This is a genomic window from Streptomyces sp. NPDC037126 (genome assembly GCF_055605965.1).
In genome coordinates this window covers 125197-141795 of sequence record NZ_JBVJTD010000005.1, presented here as the reverse complement: position 1 = coordinate 141795, position 16599 = coordinate 125197, and the positions used below count along the sequence as shown (strand labels likewise).

General features: G+C 72.5%; 17 protein-coding genes and 1 riboswitch. Of the genes, 8 read left to right on the top strand and 9 right to left on the bottom strand.

Annotated features, from left to right (window positions below; translation table 11 throughout):
• Positions 1 to 18 precede the first annotated feature (18 nt).
• A complete protein-coding gene (locus tag ACZ7FF_RS14595; RefSeq protein WP_470812423.1) occupies positions 19 to 771 on the top strand; it encodes a TetR/AcrR family transcriptional regulator in 753 nt (250 codons plus the stop codon).
• On the opposite strand, the gene ACZ7FF_RS14590 is transcribed toward ACZ7FF_RS14595, so the two are convergent.
• Positions 772 to 2316, bottom strand: a complete 1545-nt coding sequence (locus tag ACZ7FF_RS14590; protein WP_470812421.1) for an ABC transporter substrate-binding protein — start codon at positions 2314 to 2316, stop codon at positions 772 to 774.
• Between the two features lie 225 nt (positions 2317 to 2541).
• Positions 2542 to 2781 carry an SCO4848 family membrane protein gene (locus ACZ7FF_RS14585; RefSeq protein ID WP_470812419.1) on the bottom strand — a complete coding sequence of 80 codons (240 nt, stop codon included), beginning with the start codon at positions 2779 to 2781 and terminating at the stop codon, positions 2542 to 2544.
• A 91-nt stretch (positions 2782 to 2872) separates the two neighbouring features.
• On the opposite strand from ACZ7FF_RS14585, the gene ACZ7FF_RS14580 reads away from it, so the two are divergent.
• Positions 2873 to 4108: a D-alanyl-D-alanine carboxypeptidase family protein gene (locus tag ACZ7FF_RS14580; RefSeq protein WP_470812418.1), complete on the top strand. Its 1236-nt coding sequence runs from the start codon at positions 2873 to 2875 to the stop codon at positions 4106 to 4108.
• On the opposite strand, the gene ACZ7FF_RS14575 is transcribed toward ACZ7FF_RS14580, so the two are convergent.
• On the bottom strand, positions 4056 to 4967 hold the full coding sequence (locus tag ACZ7FF_RS14575; protein ID WP_470812416.1) for a YihY/virulence factor BrkB family protein: 912 nt from the start codon (positions 4965 to 4967) through the stop codon (positions 4056 to 4058). The genes ACZ7FF_RS14580 and ACZ7FF_RS14575 overlap by 53 nt on opposite strands.
• A 160-nt stretch (positions 4968 to 5127) precedes the next feature.
• On the opposite strand from ACZ7FF_RS14575, the gene ACZ7FF_RS14570 reads away from it, so the two are divergent.
• Positions 5128 to 5883 (top strand): decaprenylphospho-beta-D-erythro-pentofuranosid-2-ulose 2-reductase, encoded by a 756-nt coding sequence (locus ACZ7FF_RS14570; RefSeq protein ID WP_470812760.1) that lies wholly within the window; start codon positions 5128 to 5130, stop codon positions 5881 to 5883.
• Positions 5884 to 5912: 29 nt separating this feature from the next.
• On the opposite strand, the gene ACZ7FF_RS14565 is transcribed toward ACZ7FF_RS14570, so the two are convergent.
• The 3 genes from ACZ7FF_RS14565 to ACZ7FF_RS14555 form a co-directional block, all read right to left on the bottom strand.
• A complete protein-coding gene (locus ACZ7FF_RS14565) occupies positions 5913 to 6488 on the bottom strand; it encodes a 2'-5' RNA ligase family protein (RefSeq protein ID WP_470812414.1) in 576 nt (191 codons plus the stop codon).
• 171 nt (positions 6489 to 6659) lie between these two features.
• Positions 6660 to 7685, bottom strand: coding sequence for a tryptophan--tRNA ligase (gene trpS, locus ACZ7FF_RS14560; RefSeq protein ID WP_470812413.1), 1026 nt, complete (start codon positions 7683 to 7685; stop codon positions 6660 to 6662).
• A 122-nt stretch (positions 7686 to 7807) separates the two neighbouring features.
• Entirely contained in the window at positions 7808 to 9259 is a 1452-nt protein-coding gene (locus ACZ7FF_RS14555; RefSeq protein ID WP_470812411.1) for a glycine hydroxymethyltransferase, read from the bottom strand.
• Between the two features lie 32 nt (positions 9260 to 9291).
• Positions 9292 to 9383: riboswitch (ZMP/ZTP riboswitch) on the bottom strand.
• Positions 9384 to 9486: 103 nt separating this feature from the next.
• Here ACZ7FF_RS14555 and rocD point away from each other — a divergent pair.
• Positions 9487 to 10692: an ornithine--oxo-acid transaminase gene (gene rocD, locus ACZ7FF_RS14550; RefSeq protein WP_470812410.1), complete on the top strand. Its 1206-nt coding sequence runs from the start codon at positions 9487 to 9489 to the stop codon at positions 10690 to 10692.
• Between the two features lie 170 nt (positions 10693 to 10862).
• Here the strand turns inward: rocD and ACZ7FF_RS14545 are convergent, their stop codons facing one another.
• Together ACZ7FF_RS14545 and ACZ7FF_RS14540 are read right to left on the bottom strand one after the other, a co-directional pair.
• Positions 10863 to 12047, bottom strand: a complete 1185-nt coding sequence (locus ACZ7FF_RS14545) for a glutathionylspermidine synthase family protein (RefSeq protein ID WP_470812409.1) — start codon at positions 12045 to 12047, stop codon at positions 10863 to 10865.
• A gap of 14 nt (positions 12048 to 12061) precedes the next feature.
• Positions 12062 to 12403 carry a hypothetical protein gene (locus tag ACZ7FF_RS14540; protein ID WP_470812407.1) on the bottom strand — a complete coding sequence of 114 codons (342 nt, stop codon included), beginning with the start codon at positions 12401 to 12403 and terminating at the stop codon, positions 12062 to 12064.
• Between the two features lie 120 nt (positions 12404 to 12523).
• Between ACZ7FF_RS14540 and ACZ7FF_RS14535 the strand changes: the two genes are divergently transcribed.
• Entirely contained in the window at positions 12524 to 13348 is an 825-nt protein-coding gene (locus ACZ7FF_RS14535; RefSeq protein WP_470812759.1) for a DMT family transporter, read from the top strand.
• A gap of 144 nt (positions 13349 to 13492) precedes the next feature.
• On the opposite strand, the gene pdxR is transcribed toward ACZ7FF_RS14535, so the two are convergent.
• Positions 13493 to 14890 (bottom strand): MocR-like pyridoxine biosynthesis transcription factor PdxR, encoded by a 1398-nt coding sequence (gene pdxR, locus ACZ7FF_RS14530; RefSeq protein ID WP_470812406.1) that lies wholly within the window; start codon positions 14888 to 14890, stop codon positions 13493 to 13495.
• 47 nt (positions 14891 to 14937) lie between these two features.
• Here pdxR and ACZ7FF_RS14525 point away from each other — a divergent pair, with 47 nt between their 5' ends.
• From ACZ7FF_RS14525 to ACZ7FF_RS14515, 3 genes are read left to right on the top strand one after another with little or no spacing between them, the layout of a single operon-like run.
• Positions 14938 to 15435, top strand: a complete 498-nt coding sequence (locus ACZ7FF_RS14525) for a carboxymuconolactone decarboxylase family protein (protein WP_470812405.1) — start codon at positions 14938 to 14940, stop codon at positions 15433 to 15435.
• Positions 15432 to 15875 (top strand): carboxymuconolactone decarboxylase family protein, encoded by a 444-nt coding sequence (locus ACZ7FF_RS14520; RefSeq protein ID WP_470812404.1) that lies wholly within the window; start codon positions 15432 to 15434, stop codon positions 15873 to 15875. Before ACZ7FF_RS14525 ends, ACZ7FF_RS14520 begins: the two co-directional genes overlap by 4 nt.
• Positions 15872 to 16594 carry an isocitrate lyase/PEP mutase family protein gene (locus tag ACZ7FF_RS14515; RefSeq protein ID WP_470812403.1) on the top strand — a complete coding sequence of 241 codons (723 nt, stop codon included), beginning with the start codon at positions 15872 to 15874 and terminating at the stop codon, positions 16592 to 16594. Before ACZ7FF_RS14520 ends, ACZ7FF_RS14515 begins: the two co-directional genes overlap by 4 nt.
• The last annotated feature ends 5 nt before the right edge of the window (positions 16595 to 16599 follow it).

Below are 16599 nucleotides of genomic sequence, written 5' to 3'. Positions count from 1 at the left end.
TCGTTAGGCTCTTCTACCGTGCCCGCGAAGAACGACGGTCCCGAGGCGGCCGGCCCCCAGAGCAGCAAGTCCGAGCAGACCCGCGCGCTGATCCTGGAGACCGCGATGCGGCTGTTCCAGGAACGCGGGTACGACAAGACGACGATGCGGGCCATCGCCCAGGAGGCCGGGGTCTCCGTCGGCAACGCCTACTACTACTTCGAGGGCAAGGAGCACCTGATCCAGGGCTTCTACGACCGGATCGCCGCCGAGCACCAGCAGGCGGTCCGGGAGATCCTGGACCGGGAGACCGACCTGGAGGCGCGGCTCGCGGGCGTGCTCACCGCCTGGCTGGACATCGCCCGGCCGTACCACGAGTTCGCGGTGCAGTTCTTCAAGAACGCCGCCGACCCCGACAGCCCGCTCAGCCCCTTCTCCCCGGAGAGCGAGCACGCCCGCGAGCAGGCGATCAGCGTGCACCGGCAGGTCCTGGCCGGCTCCAAGTCCAAGGTCGCGCCCGAACTGAGGGACATACTCCCGGAGTTGATGTGGCTGTCCCAGATGGGCCTGGTCCTGTACTGGGTCTTCGACCGCACGGAGGACCGTGAGCGCAGCTACCGGCTGGCCCGGCGCGGCGCCCGCCTCACCGCCCGCGGGGTCGCCCTGGCCCGCTTCCGGGTGCTGCGCCCCCTGGTCCTGGAGATCCACGAGCTGTTCACGGACTTCCTGCCCGGCATGACGAAGGTGCTGCCGGACCCGGGGGCCAGGGGGCGGGACGGGACGAGCGGCTGATCAGATCCAGTTCAGGCGCCACAGGCGGAACACGCCGGTGCCGTCGTCCAGGTACTGGCCGCCGCCCACGTCCTCGGTGCTGGCCACGTACTCCTTGGCCTGCCACAGCGGGATCAGCGGCACCTCGGTGGCCACGTCCGCCTGGATGTCCCGGAAGTCGTTCGCGGCGCGGCTGCGGTCGGCGAACTGCTGGCTGTGCAGGATGAGCTGGTCGACGGCCTTGTCGCTGAAGCCCGTGCTCATCGTGGAGCCGGTGCCGACGAGCGGGGCGCCGAAGGTGTCCGCGTCCGGGTAGTCGGCCACCCAGCCGACCGCCCACGCGTCCATCTTCCCGGCGGCCCAGCGCTTCTGGAAGTCGGTCCACTCGTAGCCCTGGACGTCCACCTTGAACAGCCCGCTCGCCTCCAGCTGCCGCTTCAGCGCCGCGGCCTCCTGCTCGCCCGCGCCCCGCCCCCGGCCGTAGCCGAAGGTGAAGCGCACCGGCAGGGTGACCCCGGCCTCGGTGAGCAGCTCGCGCGCCTTCTTCACGTTCTGCGTCGGGTAGTCGTCGAAGAAGGACGTGGTGTGCCCCGTGATGCCGGTCGGGATCAGCGAGTACAGCGGGTCGACCGTGCCCTGGTAGACCGTCGCGGCCAGCTGCTCGCGGTTGACCAGCCAGGCCATCGCCCGGCGCACCCGCACGTCGTGCAGCGGGGAGTTCGCGTGGGTGTTGAGGTACAGGTTGCGGGTCTCGGAGCTGTCGGAGACGGAGACGCGGTTGTTCGGGTCGCTCGGGTTCAGCGCGGACAGCGTGCCCGGCGGCAGCGTGCGCGACGCGACGTCGATCCGCTTGGCCTTCCAGGCGCTGTCGAGCTTCTCGGAGTCGGCGTAGTAGCGCAGCTCGATCGGGCGTCCCGTGCCGCTGAGGTAGCCCTTGTAGTGGCCGTTCGGCGCGAGATCGGCCTGCTTGTCCTTGGTGTACGACGTCAGCGTGTACGGGCCGGTGCCGTCGACCGAGGAGCCGGTGCGCAGCGCGCCGGCCGGGTACTTCTCCTTGTCCACGATCGAGCCGGCGCCGGTCGCGACCTTCAGCGGGAAGGTGGCGTCCGGGGACGACAGGTGGAAGGTGACCGTCTTCGCGTCGTCCGCGGTGACCGAGGCCAGCGTGGAGAGCAGGGACGCCGGACCGACGTCGGAGTTGATCTTCCTGACCCGGTCGAAGGAGTACTTGACGTCCTCGGCGGTCATGGCGCGCCCGCTCGGGAAGGTGATCCCGGCACGCAGCGTGCACCGGAACGTCCTCAGGCCGCTGCCCTGGAACGCGCAGCTCTGCGCCGCGTCCGGCACCGGTGCGACCCCGTCCGGCTCGAAGGTCAGCAGCGTCTGGAAGACATTGCTGAACAGGGCCCAGGAACCGGCGTCGTAGGCGCCGGCCGGGTCGAGCGCGGTGACGGCGTCAGTCGTCCCGACGCTGATGGTCTTGTTCTTGTTCTCCTGCGACGGCAGCAGCTGCCAGCCGCCGATTCCCACGACCGCGAGTACGAGCAGTGTGATGAGAATCCGCATGCGAACAGATCGCATGGTGGTGCCCTCCCCAGGCCCGTGAAGGCCCTACCCCTGGCCCAGCATGATGGCGCGCCACTCCCCTAAGTGGCGCGGCTCACCTAATCACACGGGTTTCACCGGTGGGAAGGGCTTTCTGACCAGTTGTGGAAGAACTTACCGAGGCGTTGTTTCCTCCGGATTTCACAGCTCCCCCACAGTCATGGGAGCGGTCCCGCCGGATGGGCGCTATGACGTCCGGCGCAGTGCGCGCACGCCGCGCAACCCGATGACGCCGATGACCGTCCCCAATACGAAGGAAACGACCGCCAGCAGCAGGTGGATCCAGAAGTACGCGGTCGGGTGGCCGTCGTGGAAGGCGAGACCGCTGCCGTCCTTGACCAGGTTCTTGACGAAAGTGATCCAGATGAACCAGCTCCACACCCCGAAGGCGAGCAGGAACCAGGAGACAGGGCGGCTGAGCTTCATGGCACCAGTATCGCGGCCCGCTGTCCGGTTCCGTGTCGGGGGTGGGGCGGGGCGCGGGACTTCACGGCCCACGGCAGGTACGTTTCCGACCGTGCCCGCACCCAAGAAGACCGTCCGGCGATCGCTGCTGGTCACCTCCGCCACCCTGCTGTCCCTGTCCGTCACCGCACCCGCCGCCCTCGCCTCCCCCACGCCCACGACGGGCCCCGCGGCCGCACCCCCGGCCGTGATGTCCACCGTCGGCGGCACCCGGCTCGGGCAGCCGGGCACACAGGTCAATCTCGCTCCCGGCGTCCCGGTGCTGCCGAAGGACCTCACCGCGCGCTCGTGGATCGTCTCCGACGCCGAGACGGGCGAGGTGCTGGCGGCGCACAACGCCCACTGGCGGCTGCCCCCGGCGAGCACGCTGAAGATGCTGTTCGCGGACACCGTGCTGCCCCGCTTCCCCAAGACGATGGAGCACACGGTGGTCCCTGCGGACCTCGCGGGCATGGGCGCCGGCTCCAGCGTGGTCGGGATAAAGGAGGGGCACGGCTACTCCGTCCACGACCTGTGGCTCGGGGTGTTCCTGCGCTCGGGCAACGACGCGGTGCACGTGCTGGCACACATGAACGGCGGCGTCGAACAGACCGTCAGGGACATGCAGGACCACGCCGACGAACTGCAGGCCCTGGACACGCACGTGGTCAGCCCCGACGGCTACGACGAACCGGGCCAGGTGTCGTCGGCGTACGACCTGTCGCTGTTCGCCCGCTCGGGGCTGCAGAAGAAGGACTTCCGCGACTACTGCGCGACCGTGCGGGCCAGGTTCGGCAGCGGCGAGATCCAGAACACCAACCGGCTGCTGAGCGGCGACACCGACGTCCCCGTGTACCAGGGCATCGCGGGCGTGAAGAACGGCAACACCACCAACGCGGGCGCGACCTTCACCGGGGTCGCGGAGCGCGGCGGCAAGGTGCTGCTGGTCACCGTGATGAACCCGCAGAAGCACGAGCACAACGAGGTCTACCGGGAGGCCGCGAAGCTGCTGGACTGGGGCTTCCAGGCGGCCGGCAAGGTCAGCCCGGTGGGCGGTCTCGTGGCGCCGAAGAGCGCCGCGCCGGCCGGCGGGGCGCCCAGTGCCGCCCCGGGACACACTCCGGGTTCCGGCGGAGCCGGCGCCGGCTCGAAGCCCGTGGCGAGCGCGGCCGCCGGGTCCGGCTCCGGCGGGGTCGGCACCGCCCTGGCCCTCGCGGGCGGGCTGCTGGTGCTGCTCGCGGGCGGGGCGTTCCTGGTCAACCGCCGGTGGCCGCTGCCCGATCTGATGCGTCGTCGGCCACGGTCGTGACCTCGTACTCCTTGCTCCGCGTCGCCGTCCAGGCGGCGCAGAACAGCACGAGTTTCGCGGTGAAGTTGATCCACAGCAGCAGCGCCACGGGGACGCCGAACGCGCCGTACATGCTCTTCGCGGCGACCCCCTGGATGTAGCCGCTGAGCAGCAGTTTGAGCAGTTCGAAGCCGATCGCGCCGAGCAACGCGGCCACCAGCAGGCGGCGGCGCGGCGGCTCCGCCCCGGGCAACAGGGTCAGGACGTAGAGCAGGACGAGGAAGTCGGCGAGCACGGCGACGGCGAACGCGGCGACGCGCAGCAGCGCGGTGCCCCAGCCGTGCTGGGCGAGGCCGAGCTGCTCGGACACCTTGCCCACGGCGGCCGACGCGAGCGTGGACGCGGCGAGTGTGAACAGCAGGGCGCCGCCGAAGCCGATCAGGATGCCGGCGTCCTTGACCTTGGCGAGCAGCGGGTTCTGCTGCTGGTCCGGCAGCTCCCAGACGGCGCGCAGGCAGTCCCGTACCTGGCCCACCCAGCCGATGCCGGTGAGCAGCAGCGCGGCGCCCGCGATGACGCCGACGGTGCCGGCGTTCTGGACCAGGGAGGTGAGGTCCAGCTGGCTGGAGACGACACCGGGGAACTGCTCGGCGATCTTGTGCTCGACGTTGCGCTGCTGGGCCGGGCTGAGGGTGGCGGCGGTGACGGCCGCGGACACGGTCAGCAGCGGGAACAGCGCCACGAAGCTGACGAAGGTCATCGCCGCGGCCAGCCGTGCCCACTTCACCCGGTCCAGCCGTTCGTACGAGCGCCACGCGTGCGTGGTCGTCAGGCGGGTCACGATCGGCCCGATGCCGGGCAGCCTCTTCAGCCAGTCCATGATCCGCCCCTGCCCTCACCACGGAAGTCCCATGTCCGGGTACCCCGGAACCATGGAACGGTGGCCTGGAGGGTCCCACCTTCGGGTGACGTTTCGCCGACCGAGATGACGTTTCTGGACCAATGCCCCACATGCTGACGATACGGTCACGTGCATGCCTGTGAAGGACGCCTTCGGCCTCCCCCAGTCCCTGCTCGTCCTCGGCGGCACGTCCGAGATCGCGCTCGCCACCGCCCGCCGGCTGATCGCCCGCCGCGCCCGCACGGTGTGGCTGGCCGGCCGTCCCTCACCCGCGCTGGAGGAGGCCGCCGAGAGCCTGCGCGTCCTCGGCGCGGACGTCCGTACGGTCCGCTTCGACGCCCTCGACCCGGAGTCCCACGAGGGCGTCCTCGGCAAGGTCTTCGCCGAGGGCGCCATCGACCTGGTGCTGCTCGCCTTCGGGGTCCTCGGCGACCAGGCCCACGACGAACGCGAGCCCCTGCGCGCCGTGCGGGTCGCCCAGACCAACTACACCGGGGCCGTCTCCGCGGGGCTGGTCGCCGCCCGCGCACTGCAGACGCAGGGCCACGGCTCCCTGGTGGTCCTGTCCGCCGCCGCGGGCGAGCGCGCCCGCCGCGGCGACTTCATCTACGGATCCAGCAAGGCCGGCCTCGACACCTTCGCCCAGGGCCTCGGCGACGCCCTCTACGGCACCGGTGTGCACGTGATGGTCGTACGCCCCGGGTTCGTGCGTACGCGGATGACGGCGGGCCGTGCCCGGGAGCCGTTCCCGACCACCCCGGAGGCGGTCGCCACCGCGATCGAGCTGGGCCTGCGCCGCCGCTCCGAAGCGGTGTGGGTGCCGGGCGCCCTCCGGCTGGTGATGACGGTGCTGCGGCACGCGCCGCGGGCGCTGTTCCGGCGCCTCCCGCTGTAGCGCCCGCGCCGCGGGACCGGGGCCCGGCGCTACGCGACCGTGCTGCGGCCGACCCCGCGGAGCGCCTGCGGCGGCACCACGGTTCCCCCGAACGGGTACTCGCGCAGCTTGCGCCACACCCCGTCGGAGCCCTGCTCGTACAGCGCGAAGCCGGTGCACGGCCACTCGGCGTCGAAGCCGGCCAGCTCCTCGAAGGCGCGGTCCATCGCCGCGTCGTCGATGCCGTGCGCCACGGTGACGTGCGGGTGGTACGGGAACAGCAGCTCGCGGGCCACCGGTCCGGAGGCGTCGCGGATGCGCTGCTGGAGCCGGGTGCAGTCCTCGGCGCCCTGGACGATGCGGACGTAGACCACCGGGGACAGCGGACGGAAGGTGCCCGTGCCGAAGAGCCGCATCGGGAACGGCCGGCCGGCCGCGGCGACCCGGCTGAGGTGCGCCTCGACGGCCCCCAGACCGGACTCGTCCACCTCGGTCGGCGGCAGCAGGGTGACGTGCGTGGGGATGCCGTGAGCCGCGACGTCGCCGAAGCCCGCGCGCCGCTCCTGGAGCAGGCTGCCGTGGGGCTCCGGGACCGCGATCGACACGCCGATCGTTACGGTCCCCACGTCGTCTCCTGTCGTCGCGTCTGTCGTCTTGTCGGGCGTCCCGCCGGGGCCGCCGGATATCGACTGTACGGCCACGGATGTCCCCTGGGCAGGCGCAGCGGAAGTGATGTGCAGCGCTCTGCCCGGTCGGACGTGTGTAGGGTCGTGCGCCCCCGGCGCCGGTCCGTGCTCCTAGTGCTTCGCCGGCAGGAATCCGACCCTGTCGTACGCCTGGGCGAGGGTCTCCGCGGCGACCGCGCGTGCCTTCTCGGCGCCCTTGGCCAGGACCGAGTCGAGCGTCTCGGAGTCGTCCAGGTACTGCTGCGTGCGCTCCCGGAACGGCGTCACGAACTCGACCATGACCTCGGCGAGATCGGTCTTGAGGGCGCCGTACATCTTGCCCTCGTAGTCCCGCTCCAGCTCGGCGACCGGCCTGCCGGTGAGCGTGGAGTAGATGGTGAGGAGGTTGGAGACGCCCGGCTTGTTCTCCGCGTCGTAGCGGATCACGGTGTCGGTGTCGGTGACGGCGCTCTTGACCTTCTTGGCCGTGGCCCTCGGCTCGTCGAGCAGGTTGATGAGGCCCTTCGGCGTGGACGCCGACTTGCTCATCTTGATCGTCGGGTCCTGGAGGTCGTAGATCTTCGCCGTCTCCTTGAGGATGTACGGCGACGGGATCGTGAACGTCTGCCCGAAGCGCCCGTTGAAGCGCTCGGCCAGGTCCCGGGTCAGCTCGATGTGCTGGCGCTGGTCCTCGCCCACCGGCACCTCGTTCGCCTGGTACAGCAGGATGTCGGCGACCTGGAGGACCGGGTAGGTGAACAGGCCGACGCTCGCCCGGTCCGCGCCCTGCTTGGCGGACTTGTCCTTGAACTGGGTCATGCGGCTGGCCTCGCCGAAGCCGGTGAGGCAGTTCATCACCCAGGCGAGCTGGGCGTGCTCGGGGACGTGGCTCTGCACGAAGAGGGTGCAGCGGTCCGGGTCGAGACCGGCCGCGAGGAGCTGGGCGGCGGCCAGGCGCGTGTTGGCGCGCAGCTCCCGCGGGTCCTGCGGGACCGTGATCGCGTGCAGGTCGACGACCATGTAGAACGCGTCGTGGGACTCCTGCAGGGCCACCCACTGGCGGACGGCACCGAGGTAGTTGCCGAGGTGGAACGAACCGGCGGTGGGCTGGATTCCGGAGAGCACACGAGGCTTTTCAGCAGGGGCCATGTTGCCCATTCTCTCATCGGCTGACGGTGGGAACGGCCCGGGACGTGAAGGGGGCGCGGGGGCCGCGGACCGGTCGTGGCCGATCGCGCGGCTCCCCGCGCCCCCTGGGCCCACCGCCCTTGGGGCGTCCGTCAGCCCAGGTCGACCTCGGGGTACAGCGGGAAGCCCGACACCAGGTCCGTCGCGCGCTGGGCGATCTCCTCGGAGACCTTCTGGTCCAGGACGTGGGACGCCTTGCTGGGGGCGCCCGACTTGGTGGTGCCCGCCTCGGTGGTCGTCAGGACCCGGTCGATCAGGCCCGCCACCTCGTCCATCTCCGCCGTGCCGAGGCCCCGGGTGGTCAGCGCGGGGGTGCCGACGCGGATGCCGGAGGTGTACCAGGCGCCGTTGGGGTCGGCCGGGATGGCGTTGCGGTTGGTGACGATGCCCGAGTCGAGCAGGGCGGCCTCGGCCTGGCGGCCGGTGAGGCCGTAGGACGTGGCGACGTCGATCAGGTTGAGGTGGTTGTCGGTGCCGCCGGTCACCAGCGTGGCGCCGCGGCGCATCAGGCCCTCGGCGAGCGCGCGGGAGTTGTCGACGATGCGCTGGGCGTAGTCCTGGAAGGAGGGCTGCCGGGCCTCGGCCAGGGCGACCGCCTTGGCGGCCATGACGTGCGGCAGCGGACCGCCGAGGACCATCGGGCAGCCGCGGTCCACCTGGTCCTTGAGGGAGTCGTCGCACAGGACCATGCCGCCGCGCGGGCCGCGCAGCGACTTGTGGGTGGTGGTGGTGACGATCTGGGCGTGCGGGACCGGGTCGAAGTCGCCGGTGAGGACCTTGCCGGCGACGAGGCCCGCGAAGTGCGCCATGTCCACCATGAGCGTCGCGCCGACCTCGTCGGCGATCTCGCGCATGATCCGGAAGTTCACCAGACGGGGGTACGCCGAGTAGCCCGCGACGACGATCAGCGGCTTGAACTCGCGGGCCTGGGCGCGCAGCGCCTCGTAGTCGATGAGGCCGGTCGCCGGGTCGGTGCCGTAGGAGCGCTGGTCGAACATCTTGCCGGAGATGTTCGGGCGGAAGCCGTGGGTGAGGTGGCCGCCGGCGTCCAGCGACATGCCCAGCATGCGCTGGTTGCCGAAGGCCTGGCGCAGCTCGGCCCAGTCGGCCTCGGAGAGGTCGTTGACCTGGCGGGCCCCGGTCTTCTCCAGGAAGGGCGCCTCGACCCGGTCGGCGAGGACGGCCCAGAAGGCGACGAGGTTGGCGTCGATGCCGGAGTGCGGCTGGACGTAGGCGTGCCGGGCGCCGAAGAGCTCGCGGGCGTGCTCGGCGGCGAGGGACTCCACGGTGTCGACGTTGCGGCAGCCGGCGTAGAAGCGGCGGCCGACGGTGCCCTCGGCGTACTTGTCGCTGAACCAGTTGCCCATCGCGAGGAGCGTGGCCGGCGAGGCGTAGTTCTCCGAGGCGATCAGCTTGAGCATCTCGCGCTGGTCGGCGACCTCCTGGCCGATGGCGTCGGCGACGCGCGGCTCGACGGCGCGTACGACGTCGAGGGCGGCGCGAAAGGCCGCGGACTCGGTGGAGAGGGGCTGCTGCTCTGGCATGGGGACCTCCGGACGGCGTGCGTACAACGTTCACGTTCGGCCCAGGCGCACGGCACTTTTTTCCCGCTAGGGGCCGCTCCCCGATGGTCCGTCCCATCCCAGCGCGCCAGTCACGGCCCGCTGATCAGCCTACCGGCCACGCCGGTCGGGGGAGATCCCGCGTCCACCATGCGAGCGGCGGTAGGAAGGGGTTCACCGTCGTGTCCCCGTCGCATCCGGGAGAGGCCGTGACCACCGCCGACAGGCTCATCGCCGCCGCACAGGCGCACAGCGCGCCGACCTACCGTCCGCTGCCGGTCGTCGTGGCCTCGGCCGAGGGCGCGTGGATGACCGATGTGGCGGGACGCCGCTATCTGGATCTGCTGGCCGGCTACTCGGCGCTGAACTTCGGGCACCGCAACCGGCGGCTGATCGAGGCGGCCAAGGCCCAGCTGGAGCGGGTCACGCTGACCTCCCGGGCCTTCCACCACGACCGGTTCGCGGCGTTCTGCACCGAGCTGGCGCAGCTGTGCGGGATGGAGATGGTGCTGCCGGTGAACACCGGCGCGGAGGCGGTGGAGAGCGCGGTGAAGACGGCGCGGAAGTGGGGCTACCGGGTGAAGGGGGTGCCCTCGGAGATGGCGAAGATCGTGGTCGCGGGCGGCAACTTCCACGGGCGTACGACCACGATCGTCAGCTTCTCCACCGACCCCGCCACCCGCGCGGACTTCGGGCCGTACACGCCCGGCTTCGAGATCGTGCCGTACGGGGACCTGACGGCGATGCGGGGGGCGATGACGGAGAACACCGTCGCGGTGCTGCTGGAGCCGGTCCAGGGCGAGTCGGGGGTGATCGTGCCGCCGGCCGGCTATCTGGCGGGGGTGCGGGAGCTGACGCGCGAGCGGAACGTGCTCTTCGTCGCCGACGAGATCCAGTCGGGGCTCGGGCGGACCGGGCGGACCTTCGCGTGCGAGCACGAGGGGGTGGTGCCGGACATGTACGTGCTGGGCAAGGCGCTGGGCGGCGGGATCGTGCCGGTGTCGGCGGTGGTGTCGAGCGCGGAGGTGCTCGGGGTGTTCCGGCCGGGCGAGCACGGGTCGACGTTCGGCGGGAACCCGCTGGCCTGCGCCGTCGCGCTGGAGGTGCTGGCGCTGCTGCGGACGGGCGAGTTCCAGGCGCGGGCGGCGGAGCTGGGCGCGCGGCTGCACGGCGAGCTGCGCGCGCTGCTCGGCACGGGCGCGGTGACGGCGGTGCGGGGGCGCGGGCTGTGGGCCGGGGTGGACGTCGCCCCGGGGGTCGGCACCGGGCGGGAGGTGTCCGAGCGGCTGATGGACCGGGGCGTGCTGGTGAAGGACACCCACGACGCCACCCTCCGGATCGCGCCGCCGCTGGTCGTCTCGGAGGAGGACCTGGACTGGGGCCTCGCCCAACTGCGGGCGGTCCTCGGGGTCTAGGGCCTGTCCGACGGTTCGCGTCGTCGCCCGAAGGGCGGCCGCGCGGCGTCAGGTGCGTGCTCTCGGCGTGCCGGCCCCAGGCCCTCGTACCGGACGTACTCGGGTCCGGGGCCGACGCGCGAGCGTGCGTGCATGGCGTCGCGCGGCAGACGGGAATCGTCAGACAGGCCCTAGAGGATGACGTGGGGCAGGAAGCGGGCGTACTCGTCGGTGATCAGGCCCGAGGACTCGCGGATGCCGAGGCCGGCCGGCTCTCCCCGGACGACCCAGGCGCCGAGGACCGCGTGGTTGCCGTCGAAGGCGGGCAGCGGGGCGAGCCGCTGGTAGCAGCAGGGCTCGTCGCGGGGTGCGGCCGGGGCCCCGGGCTCGTGCACGGTGACGCCCTCGCCCTCGCGGCCGAGCAGGGGCTTGGCGACGTAGCCCCCGTCGAGGGCCAGCTCGCGGGGGCCGTCGAGGTAGGTGGGGAGCAGGTTGGGGTGGCCCGGGTACAGCTCCCAGAGGACGGCCAGCAGGGCCTTGTTGCTGAGCAGCATCTTCCAGGCGGGCTCGATCCACAGGGTGCTGCCGGTGCCGCCGCCGTTGTCCAGGGTGTCCAGGACGTGGCCGCCGAACGCGTCGGTGGTGAGCCACTCCCACGGGTACAGCTTGAAGATGCCGCGGATGAACCTCAGCCGGTTGTCGACGAAGCGGCCGGAGAGGGTGTCCCAGCCGATCTCCTCCATGGCGAGCCAGTCGGTGTCGAGGCCGGCCTGTTCCGCGGTCTCCTTCAGATAGGCGACCGTCATCAGGTCCTCGCCGAGTTCGTCGGCCGAGGAGTGCGCGAAGTGCAGGGGGGCGCCGGGCGGCAGGAGCGCGGCCTGGGACCGCCAGGCCCCGACCAGGCGCTCGTGCAAGGAGTTCCACTGGTCGGCGCCGGGGAAGCGGTCCTCCATCCAGAACCACTGGGCCGAGGCGGCCTCGACCAGCGAGGTGGGGGTGTCGGCGTTGTACTCCAGCAGCCTGGCCGGGCCGGTGCCGTCGTAACGCAGGTCGAACCGGCCGTACAGGGACGGGAGTTCGGCACGGCGGTGCCAGGCCTCGGTGACCGCGGCGGCCACCCGCGGGTCGGTGATGCCGAGGTCGGCGAGGCGGCCCTTCGCCACGATGTGCTCCGCGGCGGCGAGGCACATGTGGTGGAGTTCCCCGACGGTCTCCTCCAGCGCCTCGACCTCGTCCAGGGAGAAGACGTAGTAGGCGCTCTCGTCCCAGTAGGGGCGCAGGGACCCGTCGGGGTGGCGGGTCAGCGGGTAGACGACCCCCTGCTCCTCGACGGTCCGCTGCCAGTCTGGCCTGGGGGTGGTCGTACGGCGTTCCATGCGTCGGGTCCCGGTCAGCCGCCGTGGCTGCCGTGGCCGCCGCCGAAGCCGCCGCGGTGGACCCCGTGGCCACCGGAGGAGCCGCCGGAACCGTGGTGGGGCCTGGTGAAGGAGCCGCCCTCCACCCAGGAGCCCTTCTTCGTGCCGCCGTAGTACCAGGCGCCGTCGCCGGCCACCGTGGTGGACTTGCAGTTCTTGTCCGAGACGACCTTGTAGCCCTTGGCCAGTTGGTAGCTGTCGCGGTCGACGCAGCGCTTGTCCGGGTCGGAGGAGCAGGCGGTGAGGGCGGCGGCCAGCAGGCCCATGCCGCCGAGGACGACCGTACCGGAGCGCAGCCGCCGACGCGTTTCGGCCATGTTGGTGTCTCCCCCTGTGAGCGGCGCGTTTTCGCCGGTCAGCCTAGAGAACGGTGAGAGCCGGGACCACAGTGGGTGGCCGGATCGGCCCTCGCCTAGAGTCCCTTTGTGCTCTTTGGAATGGTGTGCGCCCTGGGCGCGGCGGTCTGCTTCGGCACCGCGACGGTGTTGCAGGCGATCGCTGCGCGGGAGGCCGGCACGGGCGGGGGCGGCGAGGCGGCACTGCTGCTGCGGGCCCTGCGGCAGTGGCGGTACATCGCCGGTCTCGCGCTGGACGGCCTGGGCTTCCTGTTCCAGATCGCCGCGCTGCGGTCGCTCCCGATCTACGCGGTCAGCGCCGCCCTGGCGTCGAGCCTGGCGGTGACGGCGGTGGTCGCGGCGCGGCTGCTGCGGGTGCGGCTGAGCGGCACGGAATGGGGCGCGGTGGCCGTGGTGTGCGCCGGGCTCGCGATGCTGGGGCTGGCGTCCGGGCCGGAGGGCGGCGAGAACGGGTCGGACGCGCTGCGGTACGTGATGCTCGCGGTGGCGGTCGGCATGCTGCTGCTCGCGTTCGCCGGCGGGCGGCTGTCCGGGCGGGGGCGGGCGCTCGTGCTGGGGCTCGGGGCCGGTTTCGGGTTCGGGGTGGTGGAGGTGTCGGTCCGGCTGATCGACGACCTGGCGCCGGCCGCGCTGCTCACCAATCCGGCGGCCTACGCGCTGCTGATCGGCGGCGGCGCCGCCTTCATGCTGCTCACCTCCGCCCTGCAGCGCGGTTCGGTGACGACCGCGACGGCCGGGATGGTGATCGGCGAGACGATCGGCCCCGCCGCGGTGGGCGTGATCTGGCTGGGCGACCGTACCCGCGAGGGCATGGCCTGGCTGGCGGTGCTCGGCTTCGCGATCGCGGTCGCGGGTGCGTTGGCGCTGGCGCGCTTCGGCGAGGCTCCTGCGGAGGCGAACGCGTAGGGCGCCCGCTTCGGTTCCCCGCGGCCCTTTTCGGGGAACGCCCGCTGAGGCGCATGACGGGAGGGGGCTATCGGTCGTCCCGCGGCTGCGGCTTGTGGTGGGCCGGGCGCGCAGTTCCCCGCGGCCCTGTTCAGTGACCGTTCGCTACGGGAGTACCCGGCACAGGGCTTCCAGGGTGGGGGTCCAGGCGCTGTCCGGTGGGGTGGCGTAGCCGACGACCAGGGCGTCGAGGGGGGCGGTGCGGGCGTCGGGGTGGCGGTGGAAGGAGAGGCCGTGCAGGGCCAGGCCCTGCCAGGCGGCGGCCTGGACCACGGGCTGCTCGGTGCCGGGCGGCAGCCGCAGCACCGCGTGCAGACCGGCGGCGATCCCGGTGACCCGCACGCCGGGTGCCCGGCCGGCCACCGCCTCGGCGAGGGCGTCCCGGCGGCGCCGGTAGCGCAGCCGGGAGGAGCGCACGTGCCGGTCGTACGCGCCGGAGGTCAGGAACTCGGCCAGGGTCAGCTGCTCCAGCACGCCCACGGTGTCGATGCGGCCCTTGGCCCGGACCGCCTCCTCCACCAGGGACGGCGGCAGCACCATCCAGCCGAGGCGCAGTCCGGGCGCGAGCGACTTGCTGGCGGTACCGAGGTGGACGACCCGGTCCGGGTCGAGTCCCTGGAGCGCTCCGACGGGCTGGCGGTCGTAGCGGAACTCGCCGTCGTAGTCGTCCTCCAGGACGAGCGAACCGGTCCGCCGGGCCCAGTCCACGACGGCCGCCCGCCGGTCGGGGTGCAGGGCCGTGCCCATGGGGAACTGGTGGGCGGGGGTGAGCAGTACGGCCCCCTCGGAGCTCAACGGGCCGGGATCCGTGCCGAGTTCGTCGTACGGCAGCGCGGGCGTGGCCAGCCCCGCGTCCCGCAGCAGCTCCCAGGCGGGCGGGAGTCCGTACGACTCCACCGCGACCGTCCGCGCCCCGCGCGCCCGCAGCACGGTGCCGAGGATGCCCAGGGCGTGCGAGAAGCCCGCGGTGATCACCAGGTTCTCCGGGTCGGCGCGGACGCCCCGCGCGCGGGCGAGGTAGCCGGCGAGGGCGGCGCGCAGCTCGGTCCGGCCGCGCGGGTCGCCGTAGCCCAGGGCCTGGAAGGGGGCGCCGGTCAGGGCGCGGCGGGCGGCCCTGAGCCACTCGGCGCGCGGGAAGGCGGCGAGGTCGGGCGAGCCCGGGACGAGGCTGAGGGCCGGGCCCGCGGGCTCGCGCCGGCGGGGTGCGCCGGGCGCGGCGGACGGCGGGACCGTGGCGGCCCGGTCCGCCACCCGGGTGCCCGAGCCCTGCCGGGCGGTCAGCCAGCCCTCCGCCACCAGGTCGGCGTAGGCCTCGGCGACGGTGTTGCGGGCGATGCCGAGGTCGGCGGCGAGGGAGCGCGAGGAGGGCAGCCGGGTGCCGGGCGCGAGGCGGCCGGTGCGGACCGCGTCCCGCAGCGCGTCGGTCAGGCCCCGGCGCAGCCCGCCCGAGCCGGCCGGTTCCAGGTGCAGGTCGACGCCCAAAGTGGCCCAGGATCTCGCCATGGAACTGGACCATACTCCTGGGCTGCCTCGCGCCTAGCGTGGAGGACATGACCGACGAGAAGAACACCGAGTACGCCGCCGAACAGCCCCCGCGGCTCAGCTGGGCCCAGCACGCCCCCGAGGTCTACCAGGCCATGATCCGCCTGGACACCGCCGCCCGGCAGGGCCTGGAGCCCCGGCTGTACGAGCTGGTGAAGATCCGCGCCTCCCAGCTGAACCACTGCGCCTTCTGCCTGGACATGCACACCAAGGACGCGCTCGCGGCCGGCGAGAGCGTGGAGCGGATCGTGCAGCTGAGCGCGTGGGAGGAGTCGCGGCACTTCTACACCGAGAAGGAGCTGGCGGCGATCGAGCTGACCGAGGCGGTCACCGTGCTCACCGACGGCTTCGTGCCGGACGAGGTGTACGACCGGGCCGCCAAGCGGTTCGAGGAGGCCGAACTGGCCCAGCTGATCGCCGCGATCGCGGTGATCAACGCCTGGAACCGGTTCGGCGTCACCACCCGCATGACCCCGGGCCACTACCGGCCGGGGGCGCACCGGTGACCCGGACCCAGCTGCTGGACCCGGAGGTCGGCCGCGCGATGAGCGCCCTGAGCGCGGCCGCGAAGAAGGAGCTCGGAGATCCGGCCCTGGCCGAGCTGGTGATGGTCCGGGCGTCCCGGATCAACCACTGCGCCTTCTGCCTCGACATGCACCTGCGGGTGGCCCGCGGGAACGGGGAGTCGGAGGACCGCCTCCAGCTGCTCGACGCCTGGGAGGAGGCCGGGGACCTCTACAGCGAACGGGAGCGGGCGGCCCTGGCCCTGACGGAGGCGGTCACCGTGCTGACCGAGGGCTTCGTACCGGACGAGGTGTACGACACCGCCGCCAAGCACTTCGACGAGGCCGAACTGGCCCATCTCGTCGCACTGATCACCGTCATCAACGGCTGGAACCGAGTGATGGTCAGCCGCCGTGTCGCACCGGGGGGTCATCGGCCATGAGCAGGACCGACGTGTTCCGCGCACTGCACCTCAGGCGCGCCCAGGGCGACCCGCTCGTCCTTCCCGGCCCCTGGGACGCGGCCAGTGCGCGGGTGCTCGCGGAGGCCGGGTTCCCGGCGCTGGCCACGCCGAGCGCCGGTGTCGCCGCCTCCCTGGGGTACGCGGACGGGCGGACCCCGGCCGACGAGATGTTCGCCGCGATCGCCCGGATCACGCGGGCGGTGGACGTGCCGGTGTCGGCGGACGTCGAGGGAGGGTACGGGCTCGCGCCGAAGGAGCTGGTGGAGCGGCTGCTCGAGGCGGGCGCCGTCGGCTGCAACCTGGAGGACTCGGACGAGGGCGGTGTCCTCAGGGACCCGCACGAGCAGGCCGAGTACCTCGCGGAGGTCCGCTCGGCCGCCGCCGACCGGCTGTTCGTCAACGCCCGCGTCGACACTTTCGTGCACGGCGACGGCGACCCCGAACGGGCCATCGAGCGGGCCGCGTTGTACGTCGCCGCGGGCGCCGACTGCGTGTACCCGATCCTGGCCCCGGCGGATGTGCTGCCCCTGCTGCGGGCCGGGATCCAGGGCCCGCTGAACGTGCTCGCCCGGCTGGACGGGGACGGCCCCTCGCCCGCCGCGCTCGGCGAACTCGGGGCCACCCGGGTCACGTTCGGGCCGGGGCTCCAGCGAAGGGCCGCGGCGGCGGTACGGGAGATCGCCGCCGGGCTCCGCTAGGCCGG